The organism is Dermatobacter hominis (assembly GCF_020715685.1).
In the GTDB taxonomy this organism is placed as follows: Bacteria; Actinomycetota; Acidimicrobiia; order Acidimicrobiales; family Microtrichaceae; genus Dermatobacter; species Dermatobacter hominis.
Genome location: NZ_CP085840.1, coordinates 984,264 through 1,006,819, shown reverse-complemented (window position 1 = coordinate 1,006,819; position 22,556 = coordinate 984,264). Strand labels below are relative to the sequence as shown.

Genomic DNA, 22,556 nt, shown 5'->3' with positions numbered 1-22,556 from the left:
CCTACGCTCGACCCTACAGGTGGCGACGTCGGGGGAGGCGCCGGCCCACCGGCAGTGCCCGGCCCCACCCGGCCGGCCCGAGACCTAGGGGGAACCGTGCAGGGCACGATGCAGGACCGTCCGCTGACGTTGAACCACATCTTCGAGCGCGCCGAACGGCTGGCGCCCGACAAGGAGGTCGTCACGGCGACCGCCGACGGCACCGAGCGCCGCACCTACGCCGAGTGGGCGGCCCGGACGCGGCGCCTGGCGGGGGCGCTCGACGACCTCGGCATCTCGGCCGACGGTCGCGTCGCCACCTTCGCCTGGAACACGGGCCGGCACCTCGAGCTCTACTTCGGCGCCCCGTGCTCGGGCCGGGTCCTTCACACCCTGAACATCCGGCTCTTCCCCGAGCAGGTCACCTACATCGTCAACCACGCCGAGGACGAGGTCATCTTCGTCGACCGGTCGCTCCTCGGCCTGCTCGGACCGCTCCTCCCGACGTTCGAGACCGTGCGCCACCTGGTGGTGATGGAGGACGGCGGCCAGGCCCCCGACCCCGACGGCGTCGAGCTGCTCGACTACGAGGAGCTGCTCGCGGCGGCGACGCCCGCCGAGTTCACCGTCGACGACGAGCAGCGGGCCGCGTCGATGTGCTACACGTCCGGCACCACCGGCAACCCCAAGGGCGTCGTCTACACCCACCGCTCGACGTTCCTGCACACGATGGGCGTGATGCTGGCCGACTCGATCGGGGTCTCCGAGCGCGACGTCGTCCTGCCGGTCGTGCCCATGTTCCACGCCAACGCCTGGGGCCTCGCCCACGCAGGCGTCGCCTCGGGCGCCAAGCTCGTGCTGCCCGGCCCGAACATGGTCCCCGCCAAGCTCGCCGAGATGATCGAGTCCGAGCACGTCACGCTGGCGGCGGGCGTGCCGACGATCTGGATGGGCGTGCTGCCCGAGCTCGCCGGCCGCGACACCTCGTCGCTCCGTGCCATCCCGTGCGGCGGCTCCGCGGTGCCCCGGGCCCTGTCCGAGGCCTACCGGGAGCAGATCGGCCTCCCGATCCTCCAGGCCTGGGGCATGACCGAGACGAGCCCGGTCGCGTCGGTGGCGACGATCACCTCGGCGCTCACCGGCCTGCCCGAGGACGAGCTGGCCGACGTGCGCTCGTCGCAGGGGCGGCCGCTGCTCGGCGTCGAGCTGCGCATCGCCGACCAGGCGACCGGCGAGGTCCTGCCGTGGGACGGCGTGAGCCGCGGCGAGCTCCAGGCCGCCGGCCCGTGGATCGCGGCGGGCTACTACGACGACCCCCGCTCGCCCGAGTCGTTCACCGAGGACGGCTGGCTCAAGACGGGCGACGTCGCCGTGATCACCCCCGAGGGCTACGTCCGGATCGTCGACCGCACGAAGGACGTCGTGAAGTCGGGCGGCGAGTGGATCAGCTCGGTCGAGCTCGAGAACGAGATCATGGCCCACCCCAAGGTCGCCGAGGCCGCCGTCATCGGGCTCCCGCACCCCAAGTGGGCGGAGCGCCCGCTCGCCTGCGTGGTGATCAAGCCGGGCGAGGACCTCACCAAGGACGAGGTCGTCGAGTTCCTCGACGGCCGGGTCGCCAAGTGGTGGCTGCCCGACGACGTCGTCTTCATCGACGAGGTGCCGAAGACCAGCGTCGGCAAGTTCTCGAAGAAGGACCTGCGCGACAAGTTCGCCCACCACACGCTCCCCACGGCGGAGGGCTCCTGAGCGCGGGCGCCGGCCGATCCGTCGTGCCCCGGCGCTGCGTCCGGGTGACGTCCGGGCCCGGAATGGTGGGTGCTCCGGGGCGGTCGTAACGTCCGGAGCGATGTACGACTTCCTGCGCCGGCCGGCGTGGATCGTGAGCCACGTGCTCGTCGCGCTCGCCGTCGTGGCGATGATCGGGCTCGGCTTCTGGCAGCGGCAGCGCTGGATCGACGAGCGGGCGAAGTCCGACGCGCTCGCGGAGCAGGCGGCGAGCACGCCCGTGCCGCTCGACGACGTCCTCGGCGACGCCGGGGTGAGCCCGACGACGCCGCCCGCCGCAGTCCCCGAATCCGTCGAGTTCCGCCGCGTCGAGGTCACCGGCACCTACGACGCCGCCGGCGAGGTCCTGGTCCGCAACCGCAGCCAGGGCGGTGCCCCCGGTGCGTGGGTCCTCACGCCGCTCGTGCAGGGCGACGGCACGGCCGTGGCCGTCGTGCGGGGCTGGGTCCCGCTCGACGTCGACCCGCCGGCTCCGCCGTTCCCGGGGTCCGAGCCGCCCGAGGGCCAGGTCACCGTGACGGGGCTGGTGCAGCGGAGCCAGCAGCAGGGCACCTTCGGCGGGACCGACCCCGAGGAGGGCACGCTGCGCACGTTGGCCCGCGTCGACGTCCCGCGGCTCGACCAGCAGGTCGACGCCGGCTTCGAGCCGGTCTACGTCGTGCTCGACGGCCAGGCGCCGCCGCAGCCCGCCTCGACCGGTGGTCTGCCGGAGCCGGTGAAGATCGACGTCCCGACGCCGGAGACCAACTTCTCCTACATGATCCAGTGGTGGATCTTCGCCACGATCGCGGTGGTCGGGTACCCGCTCGTCCTGCGGCGCGTCGCCCGCAACCGGGCCCGGGGCGACCAGACGCCCGACGACGACGCCGAACCGGTGCCGAGCCCCGCCGGCGCCGGCGACGCCGCCGACCGTGGCTGACGAGCCCACGGCGGGTGGGGGAGGCGGCCAGGCCGCCGACGTGCGGGAGCGGATCATGGCCGCCGCCATCCGCTGCGTGGAGCGCGACGGCGTGCGCAACGTGTCGATGGAGGCGGTCGCGGCGGAGGCCGAGCTGTCGCGCACCACGCTCTACCGCCACTTCCCCGGCGGCCGCAGCCAGCTCGTGTCCGAGACGGCCACGTGGGAGGTGGGGCGGTTCTGGCGGCGCCTCGCGCTCGCCGTCGACGACCTCCCGACGATGGAGGAGCGGCTCGTCGCCGGGTTGGTCATCGGGACGAAGCTGATCCGTCGCAGCACGATCATGGCCAACCTGCTCGAACCGGAGCTCGACGAGCTGGTGAGCGCGCTGCAGCCCAGCGAGACGATCGTCCACCAGGTCATCCGGGACTACCTGACCGAGCTCCTCGAGGCCGAGGCGGCGGCCGGCCGGCTCCGCCCGGGGGTCGACGTGCGCGAGGCGTCGGACTACCTGACCCGGATGATCCTCTCCTACATGGGCAGCCCGGCGGGCTGGGACCTCACGGACCGGGACCAGACCCGCCACCTCGTGCGGACCGAGTTCCTCGGCGGGATCGTCGTCCCGCCGGCGGGGTCCGGACCGCGCTGAGGCAGCGGTCGGCGAGCCGGCTCCGGCAGCCAGACGCTGACCGGGCCCCACTCCGCGCGTCCGCCGACGCGTCCCCGACGCGCGTTCGCCACGCTCCGTGGTCGCGCTGGGTCGGCGGCGCGACCCACGCTGCGACGGATGTCACTCCCGCGTTGCGTAGCGATGAGACAGATCCGGTCTTAGTGTTCCACCCATGACGTCGGCGACCGGGGGGTCCGGGGCGAGCAGCACGGCCAGCATCGCTGGTGCGGGAGCTGCGGGCACCCGGGACGAGGCCGTCGCCCTGCAACGGGCCCGCATCGTCGAGCTGGCGACCGCGGTCGAGCCCGGCAGCGCCGAGGAGCGGGTCGTGGACGCGCTGTTCGAGTGCATCGCCCGCTGGGGCATGGCCAAGACGACGGTCGAGGACGTCGCCCGCACCGCCGGCACGTCGCGGGCCACGGTGTACCGGCTCTTCCCCGGCGGCAAGGATGCGATCCTCCAGGTCGCGCTGGCCACCGAGGTCACCCGCCTGGTGGCCGACCTGCGCGACGAGCTCGACGCCTTCGACGACCTGGGCGCCTGCCTGGCCCGGGCGATCAGCGTGGCCATCACCCGCCTGCGCGACCACCGGGCGCTCGGCTACGTCCGCGAGCACGAGTGGGAGGCCGTCGAGTCGTTCCTCGCCTTCGACCGCCTGGACTCGTTGTTCCTCCTCGCCGGCGCCGCCTTCGGCCCGTCGCTGCTGCGGTTCCTGCCGCCCGAGCGGGCAAGCCACGCCGCGATGTGGGCGGCCCGCATCGTCGTGTCGTACCTGCTGACCCCGTCCGACGAGATCGACCCCGGCGACGAGGCCACGGCCCGCCGCCTGGTCGACACCTACCTGCTGCCCGGCCTGGCGCCGGCGGCGTGATCGAACCGGCCCGCCCTCCGGCGGCCGACCCACCACTCGAGCGAGACACAGGAGCACCCACATGAGCACCAACGAGGAGCTGATCGGCCGGGCCGACGTCGACGACCTGGAGGCGATCCTGGCCGTCACCAACACCGACCGCGACGAGGTCATCTCGGCCGTCCGCCAGAACTCCGAGGCGATCTTCACGTGGGACTACGAGAAGGGCGCCCGGCCCGCGCTCGACAAGCTCTACGAGAAGGCCAAGGTCTCCATGTGGAACGGGGAGACCGACCTGCCGTGGGAGACCGAGGTCGACCAGGAGTCGATCGTGATCGCCAACGCCGAGCAGAACGGCGCCCAGGGCCTGGGCCTGGCCGACTTCGACGTGACCGGCACGCCGTTCGAGCACTGGACCGAGGACCAGTGGATGCGCCTCGGGATCGAGAGCCAGAACTGGACGCTCAGCCAGTTCATGCACGGTGAGCAGGGTGCGCTCATCTGCACGGCCAAGATCGTCGAGACGGTGCCGTGGATCGACGCCAAGTACTACGCCTCGACCCAGGTCATGGACGAGGCCCGACACGTCGAGGTCTTCGCCAAGTACCTCGACACCAAGCTGAGCGGGCACTACCCGGTCAACGCCCACCTGAAGATGCTGCTCGACGACATCGTCAGCGACAGCCGGTGGGACATGACCTACCTGGGCATGCAGGTCATGGTCGAGGGGCTGGCGCTGGCCGCCTTCGGCTTCATGCACCAGATGTCGACCGAGCCGCTCCTCAAGCAGCTGCTCCGCTACGTCATGAGCGACGAGGCCCGCCACGTCGCATTCGGCGTGCTGTCGCTGCAGGAGTACTACCAGGGCCTCACCGACGCCGAGATCTTCGAGCGCCAGCAGTTCGCGTTCGAGGCCGCCGTGCGCATGCGGGACCGCTTCCTCCAGCAGGAGGTGTGGGAGCGCATGGACGTGCCGGTCAAGGAGGCCATCGAGCTCGTCATGCGGACGCCCACCCGCCAGATGTTCCAGATGATGCTGTTCTCTAAGATCGTGCCGAACTGCAAGAAGCTCGGCCTGCTCGACCGCAACGACGCCTGGCTGCGCCGCCGGTTCGAGGAGATCGGCGTCATCCAGTTCGAGGACTGGGTGGACACGGGCGAGGAGTACGAGAGCTTCGCCCTCACCGACGCCGACCAGCGCACCGCCTGAGCGGCGGGGAGCGGGGGCCCCGCCTGAGCGGCAGGGAGCGGGGGCACCGCCTGAGCGGCGGCCTCGCGAAGTCGTCCCGGGCCCGTCGGGGGCCTCCAGTAGCCTGACCTCGATGTCGGACGACCTGGCGGCCACGCTGCTGCTCCAGCTGCGGGTGCGGGCGTTCGCCCCGACCGACGTGCTGGCGGCGGCGGCGGGCGAGCCCGACGAACGGGTCGCGCCGGCCCTCGCCGAGTACGAGTCGCACCGCTGGGTCCAGCGGCGCGACGGCCGGATCGTCGGCTGGACGCTCACCGCGGCCGGCAGGCGGCGGGGCCAGGAGCTGCTGGCCGCCGAGGTCGACGCCGCCGGCGCCCGGGACGCGGTGACCGACGCGTACCTCGACTTCCTGCCGCTCAACGCCGAGCTGCTGTCGATCTGCACCGACTGGCAGGTCGTGGTCGTCGACGGGGAGCACGTCCCCAACGACCACGCGGATGCCGAGCGGGACGCTGCGGTGCTGCGCCGCCTGATCGAGCTGCACCCGGCAGCGGTCGAGCTGCTCGACCGGCTGACCGGCGTGCTCGACCGCTTCGCCGGGTACGTCCCCCGGCTGCAGGAGGCCCACGACCACGTGGTCGCGGGCCGGACCGAGTGGCTCGCCCGAGCGTCGGGGTCGTCGTACCACGGCATCTGGTTCGAGCTGCACGAGCACCTGCTCACCGTCCTGGGCCACGACCGCGAGCACGAGCCCGTGCCGGCCTACACCCCCACCACGATCGGGTCCTCCGAGGGATCCACCACGAACGGAGACACCCCATGACTGCGACCTTCGGACGCGTCATCACCCACCCCCTTCGACGAGCGCGGCGAGCTCGACCTCGACGCCGCGATCGAGCTGGCCAGCTGGCTGGTCGAGAACGGCTCCGACGGCCTCGTGCTGTGCGGCACCACGGGCGAGAGCCCCACGCTGACCGAGTCCGAGGAGCTCGTCCTGTTCCGCACGGTCCGCGCCGCGGTGTCGGTGCCGGTGATCGCCGGCGCGGGCTCGAACTCGACGGCCTCGGCGGTCGAGCAGACCAAGCGGGCGAGCGAGCTCGGCGTCGACGCCATCCTCTCGGTGACGCCGTACTACAACCGTCCGTCGCAGGCCGGGCTCGAGGCGCACTTCCGCGCCGTGGCCGCGGCGACCGACCTGCCCGTCATTCTCTACGACATCCCGATCCGGACCGGTCGCAAGATCGAGACCGAGACGCTCCTCCGCCTGGCCCATGACGTGCCGAACATCGTCGCCGTCAAGGACGCGGCCGGCGACCCGCCCAAGACCGCCCGCCTGATCGCCGCTGCGCCGTCGGGCTTCGAGGTCTACAGCGGCGACGACGCCTTCACGCTGCCCCTGCTCGCCGTCGGCGCCGTCGGCGTGATCTCGGTCGCCTCGCACTGGGTCGGGCGCCAGATGGGCGAGATGATCGACGCCTTCGAGAAGGGCGACGTGACCGCCGCCCGTCGCATCAACGCCGGCCTGCTCGACTCGTACGACTACGAGAGCAGCCCCGACGCGGTGAACCCGGTCCCGACCAAGACGATGCTCCGCGTGCTCGGGCTCAAGGTCGGGGAGTGCCGTCCACCGATGGGGCCGCCACCGGACGGCCTCGCCGACCACGCCCGCCGGGTCCTCGAGGGCCTGGCCTGATGGCGGCCCCGGTCCACATCACGTTCCTCGGGGGCCTCGGGGAGATCGGCCGCAACTGCGCGGCGCTCGAGCTCGAGGGGCAGATCCTGCTCATCGACTGCGGGCTCATGTTCCCCGACAGCGACATGCTCGGCGTCGACCTCGTGCTGCCCGACTTCACCTGGCTGCTCGAGCGCGCCGACGACATCGTCGGCTGCATCGCCACCCACGGTCACGAGGACCACGTCGGCGGGCTCTCCTACCTGCTGCGGGAGGCGAGCTTCCCGGTGTTCGGCACCGAGCTGACCCTCGGCCTCGCCCGGGGTCGCATCGAGGAGTCCGGCCTGATGGGCCAGACCGACCTGTGCGTCGCCGCCGACGGCGATGTGTGGGAGATCGGTCCGTTCGAGGTGGAGTTCATCCCCACGACGCACTCGGTGCCCCAGGCGGTGGCGACCGCGTTCCACACGCCGCAGGGCACGATCGTCCACAGCGGCGACTTCAAGATCGACCTGACCCCGGTGGACGGCCGGCTGACCGACCTGTCGCGACTCGGCGCGCTGGCCGACGGCGAGGGCATCCGCCTGCTGCTCGCGGACTCGACCAACGCGGACCAGCGCGGCCACTCCCGCTCCGAGACCGAGGTCGGGCGCGTCCTGCACCAGCTGATGTACGAGCAGCGCGGCCGCCGGCTGATCGTGGCGTGCTTCGCGAGCCACATCCACCGGATCCAGCAGCTCGCCGACGCCGCGGTCGACTCGGGCCGCGTGATCGCACCGCTGGGCCGTTCCATGCGGCGCAACATGTCGATGGCCCGGGAGATGGGCCTGCTGCGCATCCCCGACTCGTCGCTGATCGACGTCGAGGACGTCGACCGCCGTGAGCCCGGCAAGGTCCTGGTGCTGTGCACCGGATCCCAGGGCGAGCCGATGTCGGCGCTGACGCTGCTCGCCGGGCAGGAGAACCGCTGGCTGAAGCTGCACCCGGACGACACGGTGATCCTGTCGAGCCACCCGATCCCCGGCAACGAGCACGCGGTCACCAAGGTGATCGACAACCTGTTCCGCCAGAGCGTCGAGGTCATCCACTCCGGCGTCTCGGACGTCCACGCCACCGGCCACGCCAAGGCCGAGGAGCTCAAGCTCTACCAGTCGATCCTCAAGCCGGACTGGTTCGTGCCGGTCCACGGCGAGTACCACCACCTCGTCGCCCACGCCCGCCTGGCCGAGATCATGGGCACGCCGCACGACCACATCGTGGTGGCCGAGGACGGCGACCGGCTGGTGCTCGACGACGACGGGCTCCGCGAGGTCGGTCGGGTGCCCGCCGAGTACGTCTACGTGCACGGCACGGTGGGCGACGTCGGCACCGGCGTGCTGTCGGACCGGCGGATCCTGGCCGACGAGGGCGTCGTGTCCGCGATCGTCTGCGTCGACCGGAAGCGCCGCACGATCGTCTCCGGGCCGCAGATCACCACCCGGGGCTGGGTCTACGAGGCCGAGGCGGGCGAGCTGCTCGACGACCTCGCCGCCCGGGTCCGCACCGCGGTCGAGGGCGGCCTGGCCGAGGACGCGGAGCGGCCCCGGCTCGAGAAGCTGGTGCGCAAGGCGGCCGGCAGCTTCGTGTCGGACCGCACCCGGCGGCGCCCGATGATCGTCCCGGTCGTGCTCGAGGTCTGAGCCCGGCCGGGCGGCCGGGATCAGGCGTCGTGCGAGCGCCCGCGCGGCCGTTCGGGCGACACAAGTCACGTCCGGCGGAGGGGGGACCTGCTCGCGTTCGCGAGCACACTGGGAGCGACGGGGCGAAGGATCGACGGCGGTCTGCGCCCGACCTCGCACGCCCACCGAACGGTGCGCGTCGGACGTGAAGGGAATGCCGCTGTGTTCGGTCGACTCGGTGGGTGGTGCTGCCGCCGACGGGGACGTGTCCTCGTCATCTGGCTGCTCGTGTTCGTGGTGGGCGGCGCGCTCAGCGGTGCGCTGGGCAACTCGTTCAAGTCGGAGTTCAACCTCCCCGACGTCGAGTCCAAGCACGGCATGGACATCCTCGAGGACGACTTCGGGGGCGAGGGCGCCGGGACGTCGGGCACGATCGTGTTCGAGTCGGCGAGCGGCTTCGACGACGCCACGAGGACCCAGCTGAACGCGTTCCTCGACCAGGTCGCCGAGGTCCGGGACACGACGGTGCAGAGCCCGTTCGCCCCCGGCGGCGAGCGCCAGATCTCGGTGCTGGACGGCGCGGAGGGCCGGATCGCCTTCGCCCAGATCGAGGTGCCCGGCGAGCTCGAGCAGGAGTCGGCGCAGGAGTACGCGGAGGAGGTGCAGGCGCTCGCACCCGATGTCGACGGCGTCCGCATCGAGTACGGCGGCCAGATGTTCTCGGAGTTCGAGCCGCCCGAGTCGGAGCTGCTCGGCCTGGCGTTCGCGATCGTGATCCTCATCGTCGCGTTCGGCTCGGTCCTGGCGATGGGCCTCCCGATCGGCGTCGCCCTCGGCGGCATCGGCGTCGGCTCGATCCTGCTGACGATCCTGTCGAACGTCATCACGATGCCCGACTTCGCCACGACGCTCGGGGTGATGATCGGCCTGGGTGTGGGCATCGACTACGCGCTGTTCATCGTCACCCGCTACCGGGAGCAGCTCCACCTCGGCCACTCGGTCGAGGAGTCGGTCGCGATCGCCATCGACACGTCGGGGCGCGCGGTGACCTTCGCCGGCCTGACCGTCGTGATCTCGCTCCTCGGCATGCTGCTGATGGGCGTGAGCTTCGTGCAGGGCCTCGGCATCGGCGCCGCCACGGTCGTCGCCGTCACGATGGTCGCCTCGCTCACCCTGCTGCCGGCCCTGCTGGGGTTCGCCGGCGAGCGCGTCGACCGGACGCGCTGGCGGGGCCTGATCGCCGCCGGGCTGATCGCGCTGGCGCTGCTCGGCCTGGGCCTGAAGATCCAGCCGCTGGCCGCGGGCGCCTTCCTCGTCGCGATCGTCGTGCTGGTCCTGGGCTTCTTCTGGAGCCCGCTCAAGCGGGAGGTGCCGCGCCGCGAGCCCAAGCCGCTCCGGGACACCACGTCCTACCGGTGGAGCCGGATCGTGCAGCGGCACCCCTGGTCGATGGCGCTCGGCGCGACCGCCTTCCTGGTCGTGCTGATGATCCCGACGTTCGCCATGCGGCTGGGCTTCCCCGACGAGGGCAACGACCCGGCCGGCACCACCACGCGGGAGGCCTACGACCTGCTCGCGGAGGGCTTCGGCCCCGGCTACAACGGCCCGCTCATGCTCGTGGCCACGCTGCCCGACGGCACGACGCCCGAGGCGCTGCAGGCGATCACGACCGCGGTGCAGGAGACGCCCGGCGTGGCGTTCGCCTCACCGGCGATTCCGAACGACGAGCAGGACCCGACCGCGGCGCTGTGGCGGGTGATCCCGACCACCGCCCCGCAGGACGAGGCCACCACCGAGCTGGTGCACCACCTCCGCGACGACGTGCTCCCGGCGGCCGAGGACGGGAGCGGCGTCGACGTGCTGGTGTCGGGCTTCGTCGCCGTCACGGTCGACTTCACGGCGTTCGTGTCGGAGCGGCTCTTCCTGTTCTTCGGGGCGGTGCTGACGCTGTCGTTCATCCTCCTGATGGTCGTGTTCCGGTCGCTGCTGGTCCCGGTCAAGGCCGTGATCATGAACCTGCTGTCGATCGGCGCCGCCTACGGCGTGCTCGTCGCCGTGTTCCAGTGGGGCTGGGCGAAGGACCTCTTCGGGATCGAGCCGGCGCCCATCGAACCGTTCATGCCGATGATGCTGTTCGCGATCGTGTTCGGCCTGTCGATGGACTACGAGGTGTTCCTCCTGTCCCGCATCCGCGAGGAGTGGGTCCGCACCGGCGACTCCCACGCCTCGGTCGCCGACGGCCTCGCCGCCACGGCGCGGGTCATCACCGCGGCCGCGGCGATCATGGTCTTCGTCTTCGGCAGCTTCCTCGGCGAGTCGGTCCGCACCATCAAGCTGTTCGGCTTCGGCCTCGCGCTGGCGGTGCTGCTCGACGCCACGGTGGTCCGCATGCTGCTCGTGCCCGCCACGATGGAGCTGCTGGGCGACCGCAACTGGTGGCTGCCGAAGTGGCTCGACCGGATCCTCCCGCACGTCAACGTCGAGGGGACGCTCGAGCACTCGAACCCCGGCGAGGACGACACGCCCGACGACACCCCCGACGAGGACCGCGAGCTCGAGCCCGTGGGCTGACGGGACCACCGGATCAGGTGACGGCGCCGTCGGCGTCGCGGCCGGCGAGGCCGCGCAGCACGTCGACGGTCGCCCGGCGGTCGCCGTCGGCGCCGAAGAACCGGTCGTCGACGGCCTGCACCTCGGTCACGGCCCGGGCCGCCAGCTCCCGCCCGGCGGTGGTGCAGCGGAGCCGCTTGACGCGGGCGTCGTTCGGGTCGTCGCTGCGGCGGATCAGCCCCCGCTGCTCGAGGGCCCGCACGACCTGCGACGTCATCATCGCGTCGGTGCCGGCGTGGTCAGCGAGCTCCCGCTGGCTGGGCGGCCCGCCGCGGGCGGTCAGCCACGCCGTGCCGGCGAGCAGCACGAACTGGACGTGGGTCAGCTCGAGCGGCCGCAGCGCCTCGGCGACCTCGCGCTGCCACCGGAGCGTCGCGTGCCACAGCAGGAACCCCGGGCGGTCCCACGCGGTGCGGTCGGGGAACCGGGTCACGGGTGCGTCGCCCCCGGGCTGGGCCGTGCCGCCCGGCGGCGGAGCGGTGTCCATCGGCCGTCAGTCTCCCATCCGGCGCGGCGGGCGTGGCGGGCGCAGCGCTCCGACCCGGCTCAGGGCTGCAGGAGGGCGGCGGCGGCCAGCGCGACGCGCAGCATGTCGGCCTGGCCCTGCTGGTACCGCTCGAGCGACTGGCCCCGGTAGGTCGCCTCGCCGGTCAGCAGGTTGCTGCCCGCGCAGATGATCGAGCCGGCCTCCCACCCCATGACCCCGGCGATCGTGAACAGGGCCGAGGTCTCCATCTCGAAGGCGAGCACGCGCCGGGCCGACCAGCTGCCGATGAGCTCCTCGGTGCGCTCGCCCTCGTAGAAGCTGTCGGTGGTCCGGGTCAGGCCGACGGCGCAGTCGACCGCCTCGTCGCCCGCGGCGCGGCGAAGGGCGTCGAGCACCCGTGGGGCCGCGACGGCCGGGTACCCGGACGGGGCGTAGTAGCGCGAGGTGCCCTCGTCGCACACCGCCCCGTGCGCGATGGCGATGCCGCCCACGCCCATCAGCGGGCTGATCGACGCGCAGCTGCCCACCCGCACGAACGTACGGGCGCCGCACGCGGCGAGCTCCTCCATGGCGATCGACAGCGACGGCGCGCCGACGCCGCTGGTGGCGACCGTGACCGGGCCGCCCGCGCCGGTGCCGGTGTAGACGGAGTAGCCGCGGCGGGCGCCGACCTGGCGGACGTCGTCGAGCATCGAGGCCATGAGCTCGACGCGGTCGGGGCTGCCCGACAGGAGGGCGACGGGGGCCACGTCGCCGTCGGTCGTGCCGAGGTGCGGGAAGGTGCCGTCGGGCAGGCGCATGTGGCGTTCGGTCAGCCACATCGCCGGCGGCGGGATCGTGTCGTCGGCGGCCGACGAGGCCATGGGCGGGGGAGAGGTGCTCACGTGGGTCTCCGGGTCGGGTCGGGGGCGGTCGGGTGGGGACGGCGGGTCAGGGGCGACGGGCGGTCAGGCGGGCGCCGGGCCGGCGACGGCGGGGAGGACCTCTCGGGCGAACCGCTCGAGCCCGCCGAGGTCGACCGGCGACCGGAGGTTGACGATCACCCCGTCCACGCCGGCGTCGGCGAACGAGCGCAGCACCTCGACCATGTGGTCGGGCGATCCGACGAGCACGCGCGACCGGACCTCGTCGTCGGTGCCGCCGCGCTGGCGGGCGAAGTGGGCGACGAGCGCGGCCTCGGCGGTGGCGTCGCCGGACAGCTCGCCGAACACGAACGCGGTGCGCTGCAGCGACCCCGGCGTGCGATCGCGGCCGGCCAGGAGGTCGTCGAGCCGTGCGTTCACGTCGCCCCACTCCCAGGGCGCCCAGAAGCCGTTGTAGCGGTCGGCCCGTCGGGCGACGAGTCGCAGGAGGCGGGGACCGCTGCCGCCGACCAGCACCGGGATGCCGCCGGGCCGGACCGGGCCCGGGTCGAACGGCGCGTCGTCGAGCGAGTACCAGCGGCCGTCGAAGTCGGCCCGGCCGCCGTCGGCCCCGGCCGCGCACAGCAGGCGGAACACCTGCAGGGCCTCGTCGAGCCGCTCCATCCGCTCGCCGACCTCGGGGTACGCGATGCCGTAGCGCTCGTGCTCGGCCTGGTGCCACGCCGCCCCGATGCCGAGCACGGCCCGCCCGTCGGTGATGCGGTCGAGCGTCACGGCCATCTTCGCCAGCACCGACGGGTGGCGGTAGGTGACGCCGGTGACGAGCGTGCCGACCTCGAGCCGGGCGGTGTGCGAGGCGAGGGCGGCCAGCGCCATCCAGCCCTCGAGCTGCGGGCCGGCCGGGATCCCGTCGGGGTCGGGCCCCGAGGGCCCGTCGTTGAGGGGGACCATGTGGTCGAAGGTGTAGGCGCCGGTGAAGCCGAGCTCGTCGGCCGCCTGCCAGATGTCGAGCAGCGCGGCGTAGGTGGTGTGCTCGGGTGGGGTCTGGATCGAGACGTGCACGGCTCAGCCCACCCGCACCGCGACGGGCTCCTCGGCGGGGGCGCCGCCGGGCGCGCCCGCCGGCCGCTCGGCCAGCTCGCCGAGGATGCGGCGGTACTCGAGGGTCATGCGATCCGCCTTGATGTGCACCTCGGACGTGACGTCGGTGGGCAGGTCGGACTCGATCTCCTCGAGCAGCGCCTTGTCCTCGGCCTGCACCTGGCGGTCCATTGCCGAGATGTCGTCCCAGCGGTCTGGCGACGGGTCGTCGTTGCGGGCGATGAACTGGCAGAAGAGCGTCGTGTCGTCGTCGATCGGCGTCGCCGTCTTGTAGAGGACGTGCTCGAGGCCGTTCTCGTGGTAGGTGAGCTTGCCGCGGAACACGAGCGGCTCGACGAGCTCGGCCTCGGTCGAGCGGCTCGTCAGGTCCGAGGTGATGCCGGTGTTGCGCTTCTGCAGCTCGGGCACGGCGGCCACGTACGAGACCTCGAACCGCAGCCGCGTGCCGTCGCGCTCGACGGTGTAGTCCGACAACCGGGGGTTGGTCGCCGAGCCCACCGAGCCCCGGTGGACGAAGGCCACGTGGCTCACGTCGAGCGCGTTGTCGACGATGCGCGGTGCGCTGGCCGACCAGACCTCCATCATCTCGTGGATGAGCGTGTAGCCCTCGGCGTCGGCCTCGCCCAGGTCCGGGATGCCCGACGACGGGTCGCCGACGCAGATCCAGACGAGGCCGTAGCGCTCCCCGGCGGCGTCGGTGCGCAGGCAGGCCCGGGGCGGGACCGGCACGCCGGGCTCGGCGGCCGGGATCTCGGTGCAGCGCCCGTCGGCGTCGTAGCGCCACCCGTGGTACGGGCAGACCAGCGTGCCGCCGTCGACCCAGCCCTGCGACAGGCGGGCGGCCCGGTGGGGGCAGCGGTCGGTCGCCGCCACGGGCGGCGCACCGGCGGCGGGGCGCCAGACGACGTGGCGCTCGCCGAAGATCCGGACGGGCAGCGGCTCGGTGGTGACCGCGTCGGCGTAGGCGACCGGGTACCAGTGGTCCCGGAGGGCGGGGATCTCGCTGACGAGCATCCCCTGATACTAAGCGCGCTTAGGGACTGACGGGAACCCCTCCGTGGCGGGGCTCCGCCGCGGTGTCGGTCACGGTGGGTAGCGTGACGGGCACTGTGGCGAGCAAGCAGAAGACCACTCCTCGGCGGAGCGGCGACACGACCCGGCGGAGCAGCGGCACGAGCCGGTCGTCGTCGGGCGGGTCCCGCTCCTCGGCCGCCCGCCGGTCGACCTCACGGTCGTCGAGCCGGTCGCGCTCGACGAGCGGCCGGTCCCGCGCCGCGACCGCCGAGCGGACCACACCGGGGCTGGGCGTCCTGCTCGACGGCCACGGCCACGACATCGCCGGCCTGGTCCTGGTCCTGTTCGGCGTCGTCGCCGCCATCGGCATCTACGCCGGCGCCGCCGGGCCGCTCGGCTCGGGCGTGGCGTCCCTCGCCGCCGGGCTGCTCGGCCGCCTCGACGTGCTGCTGCCGCCGGCCCTCGTCGCCGGGGGCGTCCTCGTCATCGTCGGGCCGCGTCGCACCGACGTCGACCTGACCGCCGACCACCTCGACGTCGCCCCCGACGAGTACGACGAGGGGGCCCTCGACCCGCACGAGCGCCACGTCGCCCGGCTCCGCCGGCTCGTCGGCGGCGTGCTCGGGACGCTCACGCTCCTGGGGCTGCTCGACGTCGCCCTCGGGCAGGACCGCAGCATTGAGCCCGACGGGCTCGATGCGTACGCCGAGGCCGGTGGCCTGGTCGGCGCCGGCGTCGCGGGCGTGTTCGAGCGTCTGGTCGGACGCTGGGGCGCGCTCGCCGTGCTGGTCGTCCTGGCCCTGCTGTCGGCCAGCCTCCTCAGCGGCCGGTCGCTGCGCACCGTCGGCCACGACGTCGGTCGCGGCGTCGGCCCGCTCTGGCGGGCGCTCACGTCGTGGCTCTCGGACCTGTTCCGGGTCGGTCCGCCGGCCGACGACGACGGCGAGGCCGACGAGGCCGAGCACACCGCGGTCCTCTACGACCAGGACGTCGACGCGCCGGCCAAGCCGAAGCGCACCCGCTCCAAGAAGACGGCGACGCCGTCGGTCGTCGTCGCCGACACCGAGGTCGACCCGACCCAGCTCGAGATCGAGCTGCCGCCCGGCGTGGCCGGGTCCGCGTGGAAGCTGCCGTCGGTCAAGCTCCTGTCGCTCTCCGGCCGACGCGACGTCGACACCAAGGCCGTCGAGGCGCGGGCCCAGGTGCTGGTGTCGGCGCTGGCCGAGCACGGCGTGCAGACCCGGATCGTCGGCATGACCGTCGGCCCGACCGTGACCCGCTACGAGCTCGAGCTCGGCACCGGCGTGAAGGTCGCCCGCGTCACGTCGCTGCACAAGGACATCGCCTACGCCATGGCGTCGCCCGACGTCCGCATCCTGGCGCCGATCCCGGGCCGGCAGGCCATCGGCGTCGAGGTGCCCAACGCCGACCGGGTCGTCGTGAACCTCGGCGACATCCTCACCTCCGAGGAGGCCCGCAGGGCCACGCACCCGCTGCAGGTCGCCGTCGGCCGGGACATCAACGGCATCGCCAAGCTGATGAACCTGGCGACCATGCCGCACCTCCTCATCGCCGGCCAGACCGGTGCGGGCAAGTCGAGCTGCATCAACTCGATCATCACCTCGGTGATGATGCGCGCCACGCCGGAGCAGGTCCGGATGATCCTCATCGACCCCAAGCGGGTCGAGCTCACCCAGTACAACCGGATCCCGCACCTGCTCACGCAGGTGGTGGCCAACCCGAAGAAGGCCGCCAACGCCCTGAACTGGGCCGTCAAGGAGATGGAGCGGCGCTACGACCTCCTGTCCGAGGTCGGCGTCCGCGACATCACCGGCTACAACGCCAAGTTCGACAAGGGCGAGCTGCAGGCCGAGCCGGGTGAGGAGCGCACCTACGAGCGCCTCCCGTTCATCCTGATCGTCGTCGACGAGCTCGCCGACCTGATGATGGTGGCCCCGAGAGACGTCGAGGAGTCGATCTGCCGCATCGCGCAGATGGCCCGCGCCGTGGGCCTGCACCTCGTCATCGCCACCCAGCGCCCGTCGGTCAACGTGATCACCGGCGTCATCAAGGCCAACGTGCCGGCCCGGCTCGCCTTCGCAGTGGCCTCGGCGACCGACTCCAAGGTGATCCTCGACCAGGGCGGCGCCGAGCGGCTGGTCGGCCGCGGCGACATGCTCCTCCTCGAGGGCGGCTCCAGCGCACCCGAGCGCATCCAGGGCGCCTGGGTCGAGGAGTCCGAGGTCCAGTCCATCGTGTCCTCGTGGCGCCGCCAGGCGCCCGACGTCGAGTCGCAGTACGTCTCCGACGTGCAGGGCTCCGAGGACTCCGGTGGTCCGGGTGGCGGCGGCACGACCGGGGGCGACGACGACGAGCTGCTCACGCAGGCCATGGAGCTCGTCGTGCGCAGCCAGCTCGGCTCGACCTCGATGCTGCAGCGCAAGCTCAAGGTCGGCTTCGCCCGGGCCGGCCGGCTCATGGACCTGCTCGAGGAGCGGGGCGTCGTCGGTCCGTCCGAGGGGTCGAAGGCCCGGGACGTGCTCATGACGCCCGAGGAGCTCGACAACATGATCGAGTCCGGCGCGCTCTGACCGCACCCCTCGACCCCGAAGCGCTGGCCGAGGCGGTGCTCGAGGTCGTCGACCTGGTGCCGCCCGGGCGGGTGACGACCTACGGCGCGATCGCCGACGTCGTGGGCACGGGGCCGCGCCAGGTCGGTGCCGTCATGGCCCGCGACGGCGGCGCCGTGACGTGGTGGCGGGTGGTGCGCGCCGACGGCACCCTGCCGGCCCACCTCGCCGCCGAGGCCCGGGCCCGGCACCGGTCCGAGGGCACGCCGCTGCGACCGTCGGGGAAGGTCGACCTCGCCGCGGCATTCTGGGAGCCCTGACCGGATCATCCGGGGAGCGACGCAGGAGGCGCCGATGGCGGCCAAGGACTACCGGGCGGAGGGCATCACGGTGCACTGGCGCTCGGCGCGCTGCATCCACTCGCTGAACTGCGTGACCGCGCTGCCCGAGGTGTTCGACCGCGACGCCCGGCCGTGGATCCGGGCCGGCGCCGCGCCGGCCGACGTGGTGGCGGCGGCGGTCGACGGCTGCCCCAGCCGGGCGCTGACCTACACCCGCACCGACGGCGCCGCCCCGGGGCCCGGCGCCGCCCGCGACGACGAGGACGCGCCCACCTCCGACGGCACGGCCGTCCGCGTGAACGTGAAGCCGAACGGGCCGCTCGCCATCGTGGGCGTGGTCGAGGTGGTGGACGGCGAGGGCAACGTCCTGTCCGTGGACGACCGCACGTTCCTGTGCCGCTGCGGCGGATCGGCCACCAAGCCGTTCTGCGACGGCACCCACAAGCGCAACTCGTTCCAGGGCTGAGCGCCTGCGTCGGCCCGGGCGTCCGGACCGGCGGTGCCCCCGTCGGGGTGGCGGACGGTCCGACGCACCGCCGACCGTCCCGGGTACGGTGCGGACGACCACGGTCGGGGGGCCGCGGCGTCGGGACGGCGTCCCGGTGGAAGGGGGGCACATGCCCAGCTCGAGGTGGGCCGCGCCGTGGCGCACGGCGGTCGTCGCCGTGGCCGCCGTCGCGGCGCTCGCGGTGGGCGCGTGCTCGTCGGACGACGACGCCGCGGGTGACGCCGGCTCGTCGACGCCCAGCACCACGACGACCTCGCTGGCCGCCTTCGATGGCCCCGGTGACTTCTACGACGTCCCCGACCCGCTCCCCGAGGGCGAACCGGGCCGGCTGATCCGCTACGAGTGGATCGAGCGCCCCGAGGAGCCCGACCGCGCGACCTACCGAGTCATGTACCACTCGCGCGACGCGCAGGACCGCGACGCCGCGGTGACGGGCGTGGTGTCGGTGCCCGTCGGCGAGGCGCCCGAGGGCGGCTGGCCCACGCTGTCGTGGGGGCACGGCACCGTCGGCCTCGCGCCCGGCTGCGCGCCGAGCCGGGGCAGCGGCGGCATCCCGGCCTTCGGCACCGACGGCATCCTGGCCGCGTCGGACTACCTGGGCCTCGGTCCCAACGGGCAGCTCCACGCCTACCTGTCGGGTCCGGCCGAGGGGCACAGCGTGATCGACGTCGTGCGCGCCGCCCGGCAGCTGCCCGACGTCGTGGCCTCGGACGAGTGGACGACGGTCGGCATCTCCCAGGGCGGCCACGCGGTCCTGTTCGCGGGCGAGCTGTCCGACGACTACGCCCCCGAGCTCGACCTGCTGGGGACCGTGGCCCTCGCCCCGGGCTCCAACCTCGACCGCACGTTCCCGGGCGACGTCCCGCTCACGATCAACGCCGTCAAGGCGATGGCGGTCTACGGCATGGCGGTCGACCACCCCGAGATCCGACCCGAGGAGTTCGCGACGCCGGCGCTCAGGGCCCTCGCCGAGCAGATGCGCACGAAGTGCCTGGCCGACCTCGGGGGGCAGATCGCCGCCATGCCCACCGACGGCTACTGGACGGTCGACCCCCTGACGACCGACCTCGGCCGGAAGGTCAGCCAGGCCAACAACCCGGGGAGGGTCCGGGCCGGCGCGCCGGTCCTGCTCGTCCAGGGCGACGCCGACGTCGTGGTCGCCCCCGCCCGCACCCAGGCGCTGTTCGACGCGATGTGCGCCGTCGGCCAGGTCGTCGAGCTCGAGGTGGTGCCGGGTGGCAACCACGACATGAAGGCGCTCGAGGGCGCCCGGGCCACCATCGAGTCGTGGCTGCAGGCCCGACTCGACGGCGAGGCCGCGCCCGACGGCTGCCCGCAGCCAGGATGATCGACGACGGACCGGACGAGAGACCAGGAGGACCAGCCATGGCGGAGGTGATCCGGCGATGACGGACGCGACGACGATCGCGACGGAGTGGACGACGGTGGCGAGCGGGTTGCGGTTCCCCGAGGGGCCCGTGGCCATGGACGACGGGAGCGTGCTGCTCGTCGAGATCGCCCGTGGCACGCTCAGCCGTGTCGGCGCCGACGGCGCCGTCGAGGTGGTGGCCGAGTGCGGCGGCGGCCCCAACGGAGCGGCCATCGGTCCCGACGGCGACGTGTGGATCACGAACAACGGCGGCTGCTTCGAGTTCGTCGACCTGGGCGGCGTGCTGGTACCGGGCGGCGTGCCCGACTCGTGGTCCGGTGGGTCGATCCAGCGCGTCGACCCGTCGACCGGCGAGGTCACGACCGTCTACACCGAGTGCGACGGCCGACCGCTGCGGGCCCCGAACGACCTGGTCTTCGACGCCCACGGAGGGTTCTGGTTCACGGACCACGGGGTGCGGTTGGAGCGGTCGAGCGATCGCACGGGCGTCTTCTACGCGACGGCCGACGGCTCCACGATCCGCGAGGTGATCTTCCCGATGGACGCCCCGAACGGCGTCGGGCTGTCGCCCGCCGGCGACAAGGTCTACGTCGCCGAGACCCACACCGGGCGGGTGTGGTCGTGGGACGTGCCCGAGCCCGGCGTCGCCTCCGGGTCCGGCCTCCTCGCGCCGCACGGCGACCTGCTGGTCGGCCTGCCCGGGATGCAGCTCCTCGACTCGCTCGCCGTCGACGGCGACGGCTGGGTCTGCGTCGGCACGCTCGTCAACGGGGGCATCACCGCCGTGTCGCCCGACGGCACGCAGGTGGAGCACCACCCGGCCGACGACCTGCTGGTGACCAACATCTGCTTCGGCGGCCCCGACCTGCGCACCGCCTACGCCACGGCCTCGGCCACCGGCCGGCTCCTGTCCGCCGAGTGGCCCCGACCGGGCCTGCGCCTGGCCAACACGTAGGCGCTCCCGGGGGAGGACCACCCGCCCCGCGGGCCCGTCACGGAGCCCACCGGGCGGCGCCGGTACCCTTCGGGGGTGCCGCGCACGTACTGGGTCGAGACGCTCGGCTGCCCCAAGAACCAGGTGGACTCCGACAAGCTCACCGGCACCCTCGCTGCCGACGGGCTGGTCCCGGCCGCCTCCGCCGAGGAGGCCGACCTCGTCGTCGTGAACACGTGCGCCTTCGTCGAGGAGGCCCGCGAGGAGAGCGTCGCCACGATCCTGGCGCTCGAGGAGCGCCGGGCCGACGGCGCCGAGCTCGTCGTGACCGGCTGCATGGCCGAGCGCTACGGCGACGAGCTGGCCCGGGCGCTGCCCGAGGTCGACGCCGTGGCGGGCTTCGGCGTGCCGGTCACGCTCGGGCGCACGCCCGCCGGTCGCCGCGGTCTCATCCCGGTGTCCGTCGAGCCGGCGCCGCCGACGCTCGACCTGCTGAACCTGCCCCGGCCCCGCTCGGCGCGCCCGTGGGCCTACGTGAAGGTCGCCGAGGGCTGCGACAAGGCGTGCGGCTTCTGCGCCATCCCGAGCTTCCGCGGGCCGCAGCGGTCCCGGACCGTGGCGTCCGTGCTCGACGAGGTCCGCGCGCTGCAGGTCCGGGAGGTCGTGCTCGTGGCGCAGGACCTGGCCGCGTACGGCCGGGACCGGACCGGCGACGGCCGGGTCGAGGCGCCCCCGGGGACCACGCCGATCGCCGAGCTCGTGCGCGCGGTGGCCGACGAGGTCGACCGGGTCCGGCTCCTCTACCTGTACCCGTCGGAGCTGACCGAGGAGCTCGTCGAGCTGATCGCCACCGGCCCGGTGCCGTACTTCGACCTGTCGTTGCAGCACGTGTCGGCGCCGCTCGTGCGCCGCATGCGCCGCTGGGGCGACGGCGACCGCTTCCTCGGCCGGATCGACGGCATCCGGGCACTGCGCCCCGACGCCGCGCTCCGCTCCAACTTCATCGTCGGATACCCCGGCGAGACCGAGGAGGACCACGACCGGTTGCTCGACTTCGTCGAGGCGGCCCGCCTCGACTGGTGCGGCTTCTTCTCCTACTCCGACGAGGAGGGCACCTACGCGGCCGGGCTCGACGGCCGTGTCGACGACGGCCTCGTCGCCGAGCGCCTGGCCGAGCTGCGAGAGCTGCAGGACCGCATCACCGGCGAGCGCCGCGACGCGCTGGTCGGCGAGCGGACCGTCGTCCTCGTCGACGAGCCGGGCGTCGCCCGCTCGCACCGTGAGGCGCCCGAGATCGACGGGATCGTCGAGGTCCCCGAGGACCTGGCGGTGGGGGAGCTGCACCTGGTGGAGGTGACCGCGGCGGCCGGGCCCGACCTGACCGCCGTGCCGGTGGGGGACCGCGCGGCGGCCGGCGCGGTGCGATCGTCGTGAGCACGGACCAGCGCGCCGCGACGTTCGGTCCGGGCGCGCTGCTGACGCCGGCCAACGTGATCACGATCGTCCGGCTGCTGCTGGCGCCGGTCGCCTTCGCGCTGATCATCCAGGAGCAGTCGGGCTGGTTCCTCTTCGCCCTGTGGTTCTGCATCACGGCCTCCGACAGCCTCGACGGCTACCTGGCCCGGCGGCAGGGCACGACGCGCTCCGGCGCGTTCCTCGACCCGCTGGCCGACAAGGTGCTGGCGCTCGGCGGTCTGTGGGCGATGGTGCTGGCGGGACGGTTCTGGTGGCTGCCCGTCGTGCTGATCACCCTCCGCGAGGCGCTGATCTCCGCGTTCCGCAGCTACTGGGGGCGACGGGGCCTCGCGGTGCCGGCGTCGAACGTCGCCAAGTTCAAGACGTTCCTCCAGTTCAGCTCGGTCGGGTTCGTGACCTGGCCGTGGTTCACCGACGTGACCTGGATCGCCGACGGCCTGCTGTGGGCGGGCGTCGCGGTGGCGTGGATCAGCGCAGCGCAGTACCTGCACGCCGGCTCCCGGGCGACGACCACGATGGCCCGGGACTGACCGGCGGGATCACCGGAGCCCTCGCACC

At 73.2% G+C, this 22,556-nt stretch carries 20 protein-coding genes; 16 read left to right on the top strand and 4 right to left on the bottom strand.

Going from position 1 to position 22,556, the window contains the following annotated elements:
* Positions 1–96 precede the first annotated feature (96 nt).
* The 9 genes from LH044_RS04710 (at position 97) to LH044_RS04670 (ending at position 11,275) form a co-directional block, all read left to right on the top strand.
* Positions 97–1,728, top strand: coding sequence for a long-chain fatty acid--CoA ligase (locus LH044_RS04710; RefSeq protein ID WP_227758645.1), 1,632 nt, complete (start codon positions 97–99; stop codon positions 1,726–1,728).
* A 100-nt stretch (positions 1,729–1,828) separates the two neighbouring features.
* On the top strand, positions 1,829–2,686 hold the full coding sequence (locus tag LH044_RS04705) for an SURF1 family protein (protein ID WP_227758644.1): 858 nt from the start codon (positions 1,829–1,831) through the stop codon (positions 2,684–2,686).
* Entirely contained in the window at positions 2,679–3,314 is a 636-nt protein-coding gene (locus tag LH044_RS04700) for a TetR/AcrR family transcriptional regulator (protein ID WP_227758643.1), read from the top strand. Before LH044_RS04705 ends, LH044_RS04700 begins: the two co-directional genes overlap by 8 nt.
* A 193-nt stretch (positions 3,315–3,507) precedes the next feature.
* Positions 3,508–4,206 carry a TetR/AcrR family transcriptional regulator gene (locus tag LH044_RS04695; RefSeq protein WP_227758642.1) on the top strand — a complete coding sequence of 233 codons (699 nt, stop codon included), beginning with the start codon at positions 3,508–3,510 and terminating at the stop codon, positions 4,204–4,206.
* A gap of 61 nt (positions 4,207–4,267) precedes the next feature.
* A complete protein-coding gene (locus tag LH044_RS04690; RefSeq protein WP_227758641.1) occupies positions 4,268–5,395 on the top strand; it encodes a ferritin-like domain-containing protein in 1,128 nt (375 codons plus the stop codon).
* Between the two features lie 112 nt (positions 5,396–5,507).
* Positions 5,508–6,197 carry a hypothetical protein gene (locus LH044_RS04685; protein ID WP_227758640.1) on the top strand — a complete coding sequence of 230 codons (690 nt, stop codon included), beginning with the start codon at positions 5,508–5,510 and terminating at the stop codon, positions 6,195–6,197.
* Positions 6,198–7,067: a 4-hydroxy-tetrahydrodipicolinate synthase gene (dapA, locus tag LH044_RS04680; RefSeq protein ID WP_227760066.1), complete on the top strand. Its 870-nt coding sequence runs from the start codon at positions 6,198–6,200 to the stop codon at positions 7,065–7,067.
* Positions 7,067–8,725, top strand: coding sequence for a ribonuclease J (locus LH044_RS04675; RefSeq protein WP_227758639.1), 1,659 nt, complete (start codon positions 7,067–7,069; stop codon positions 8,723–8,725). Before dapA ends, LH044_RS04675 begins: the two co-directional genes overlap by 1 nt.
* Positions 8,726–8,926: 201 nt before the next feature.
* The gene (locus tag LH044_RS04670) at positions 8,927–11,275 is read left to right on the top strand and encodes an MMPL family transporter (RefSeq protein WP_227758638.1); all 2,349 of its coding nucleotides are present in this window, start codon (positions 8,927–8,929) and stop codon (positions 11,273–11,275) included.
* 13 nt (positions 11,276–11,288) lie between these two features.
* Here LH044_RS04670 and LH044_RS04665 read toward each other — a convergent pair whose 3' ends face one another.
* The 4 genes from LH044_RS04665 to LH044_RS04650 all read right to left on the bottom strand — a co-directional run bounded on the left by LH044_RS04665 (position 11,289) and on the right by LH044_RS04650 (position 14,779).
* Positions 11,289–11,801, bottom strand: a complete 513-nt coding sequence (locus tag LH044_RS04665; RefSeq protein ID WP_227758637.1) for a MarR family winged helix-turn-helix transcriptional regulator — start codon at positions 11,799–11,801, stop codon at positions 11,289–11,291.
* Between the two features lie 59 nt (positions 11,802–11,860).
* Entirely contained in the window at positions 11,861–12,685 is an 825-nt protein-coding gene (locus LH044_RS04660) for a nucleoside phosphorylase (RefSeq protein WP_227758636.1), read from the bottom strand.
* 63 nt (positions 12,686–12,748) lie between these two features.
* Entirely contained in the window at positions 12,749–13,726 is a 978-nt protein-coding gene (locus tag LH044_RS04655) for an LLM class flavin-dependent oxidoreductase (protein WP_227758635.1), read from the bottom strand.
* A gap of 3 nt (positions 13,727–13,729) precedes the next feature.
* Complete coding sequence (locus LH044_RS04650; protein ID WP_227758634.1) at positions 13,730–14,779, bottom strand: aromatic ring-hydroxylating dioxygenase subunit alpha; 1,050 nt, start codon at positions 14,777–14,779, stop codon at positions 13,730–13,732.
* Between the two features lie 83 nt (positions 14,780–14,862).
* Here LH044_RS04650 and LH044_RS04645 point away from each other — a divergent pair, with 83 nt between their 5' ends.
* From LH044_RS04645 to LH044_RS04615, 7 genes are all read left to right on the top strand, one after another.
* Complete coding sequence (locus tag LH044_RS04645; protein WP_227758633.1) at positions 14,863–17,370, top strand: DNA translocase FtsK; 2,508 nt, start codon at positions 14,863–14,865, stop codon at positions 17,368–17,370.
* Between the two features lie 35 nt (positions 17,371–17,405).
* Positions 17,406–17,669 (top strand): MGMT family protein, encoded by a 264-nt coding sequence (locus LH044_RS04640; RefSeq protein ID WP_227758632.1) that lies wholly within the window; start codon positions 17,406–17,408, stop codon positions 17,667–17,669.
* Positions 17,670–17,703: 34 nt separating this feature from the next.
* Complete coding sequence (locus LH044_RS04635; RefSeq protein ID WP_227758631.1) at positions 17,704–18,156, top strand: (4Fe-4S)-binding protein; 453 nt, start codon at positions 17,704–17,706, stop codon at positions 18,154–18,156.
* A gap of 151 nt (positions 18,157–18,307) precedes the next feature.
* Positions 18,308–19,546 carry a lipase family protein gene (locus LH044_RS04630; protein ID WP_227758630.1) on the top strand — a complete coding sequence of 413 codons (1,239 nt, stop codon included), beginning with the start codon at positions 18,308–18,310 and terminating at the stop codon, positions 19,544–19,546.
* Between the two features lie 58 nt (positions 19,547–19,604).
* Entirely contained in the window at positions 19,605–20,543 is a 939-nt protein-coding gene (locus LH044_RS04625; RefSeq protein ID WP_227758629.1) for an SMP-30/gluconolactonase/LRE family protein, read from the top strand.
* 75 nt (positions 20,544–20,618) lie between these two features.
* Positions 20,619–21,956, top strand: a complete 1,338-nt coding sequence (gene rimO / locus LH044_RS04620; RefSeq protein ID WP_227758628.1) for a 30S ribosomal protein S12 methylthiotransferase RimO — start codon at positions 20,619–20,621, stop codon at positions 21,954–21,956.
* The gene (locus tag LH044_RS04615; RefSeq protein WP_227758627.1) at positions 21,953–22,528 is read left to right on the top strand and encodes a CDP-alcohol phosphatidyltransferase family protein; all 576 of its coding nucleotides are present in this window, start codon (positions 21,953–21,955) and stop codon (positions 22,526–22,528) included. Before rimO ends, LH044_RS04615 begins: the two co-directional genes overlap by 4 nt.
* Positions 22,529–22,556 lie beyond the last annotated feature (28 nt).

Excerpts from the sequence above, each read along its gene's own strand:
- LH044_RS04705 (WP_227758644.1), top strand. The coding sequence starts at position 1,829 with ATGTACGACTTCCTGCGCCGGCCGGCGTGGATCGTGAGCCACGTGCTC.
- LH044_RS04695 (WP_227758642.1), top strand. The coding sequence starts at position 3,508 with ATGACGTCGGCGACCGGGGGGTCCGGGGCGAGCAGCACGGCCAGCATC.
- LH044_RS04690 (WP_227758641.1), top strand. The coding sequence starts at position 4,268 with ATGAGCACCAACGAGGAGCTGATCGGCCGGGCCGACGTCGACGACCTG.
- LH044_RS04635 (WP_227758631.1), top strand. The coding sequence starts at position 17,704 with ATGGCGGCCAAGGACTACCGGGCGGAGGGCATCACGGTGCACTGGCGC.
- LH044_RS04625 (WP_227758629.1), top strand. The coding sequence starts at position 19,605 with ATGACGGACGCGACGACGATCGCGACGGAGTGGACGACGGTGGCGAGC.
- LH044_RS04665 (WP_227758637.1), bottom strand. The coding sequence starts at position 11,801 with ATGGACACCGCTCCGCCGCCGGGCGGCACGGCCCAGCCCGGGGGCGAC.
- LH044_RS04675 (WP_227758639.1), top strand. The coding sequence starts at position 7,067 with ATGGCGGCCCCGGTCCACATCACGTTCCTCGGGGGCCTCGGGGAGATC.
- LH044_RS04630 (WP_227758630.1), top strand. The coding sequence starts at position 18,308 with ATGCCCAGCTCGAGGTGGGCCGCGCCGTGGCGCACGGCGGTCGTCGCC.
- LH044_RS04685 (WP_227758640.1), top strand. The coding sequence starts at position 5,508 with ATGTCGGACGACCTGGCGGCCACGCTGCTGCTCCAGCTGCGGGTGCGG.
- LH044_RS04650 (WP_227758634.1), bottom strand. The coding sequence starts at position 14,779 with ATGCTCGTCAGCGAGATCCCCGCCCTCCGGGACCACTGGTACCCGGTC.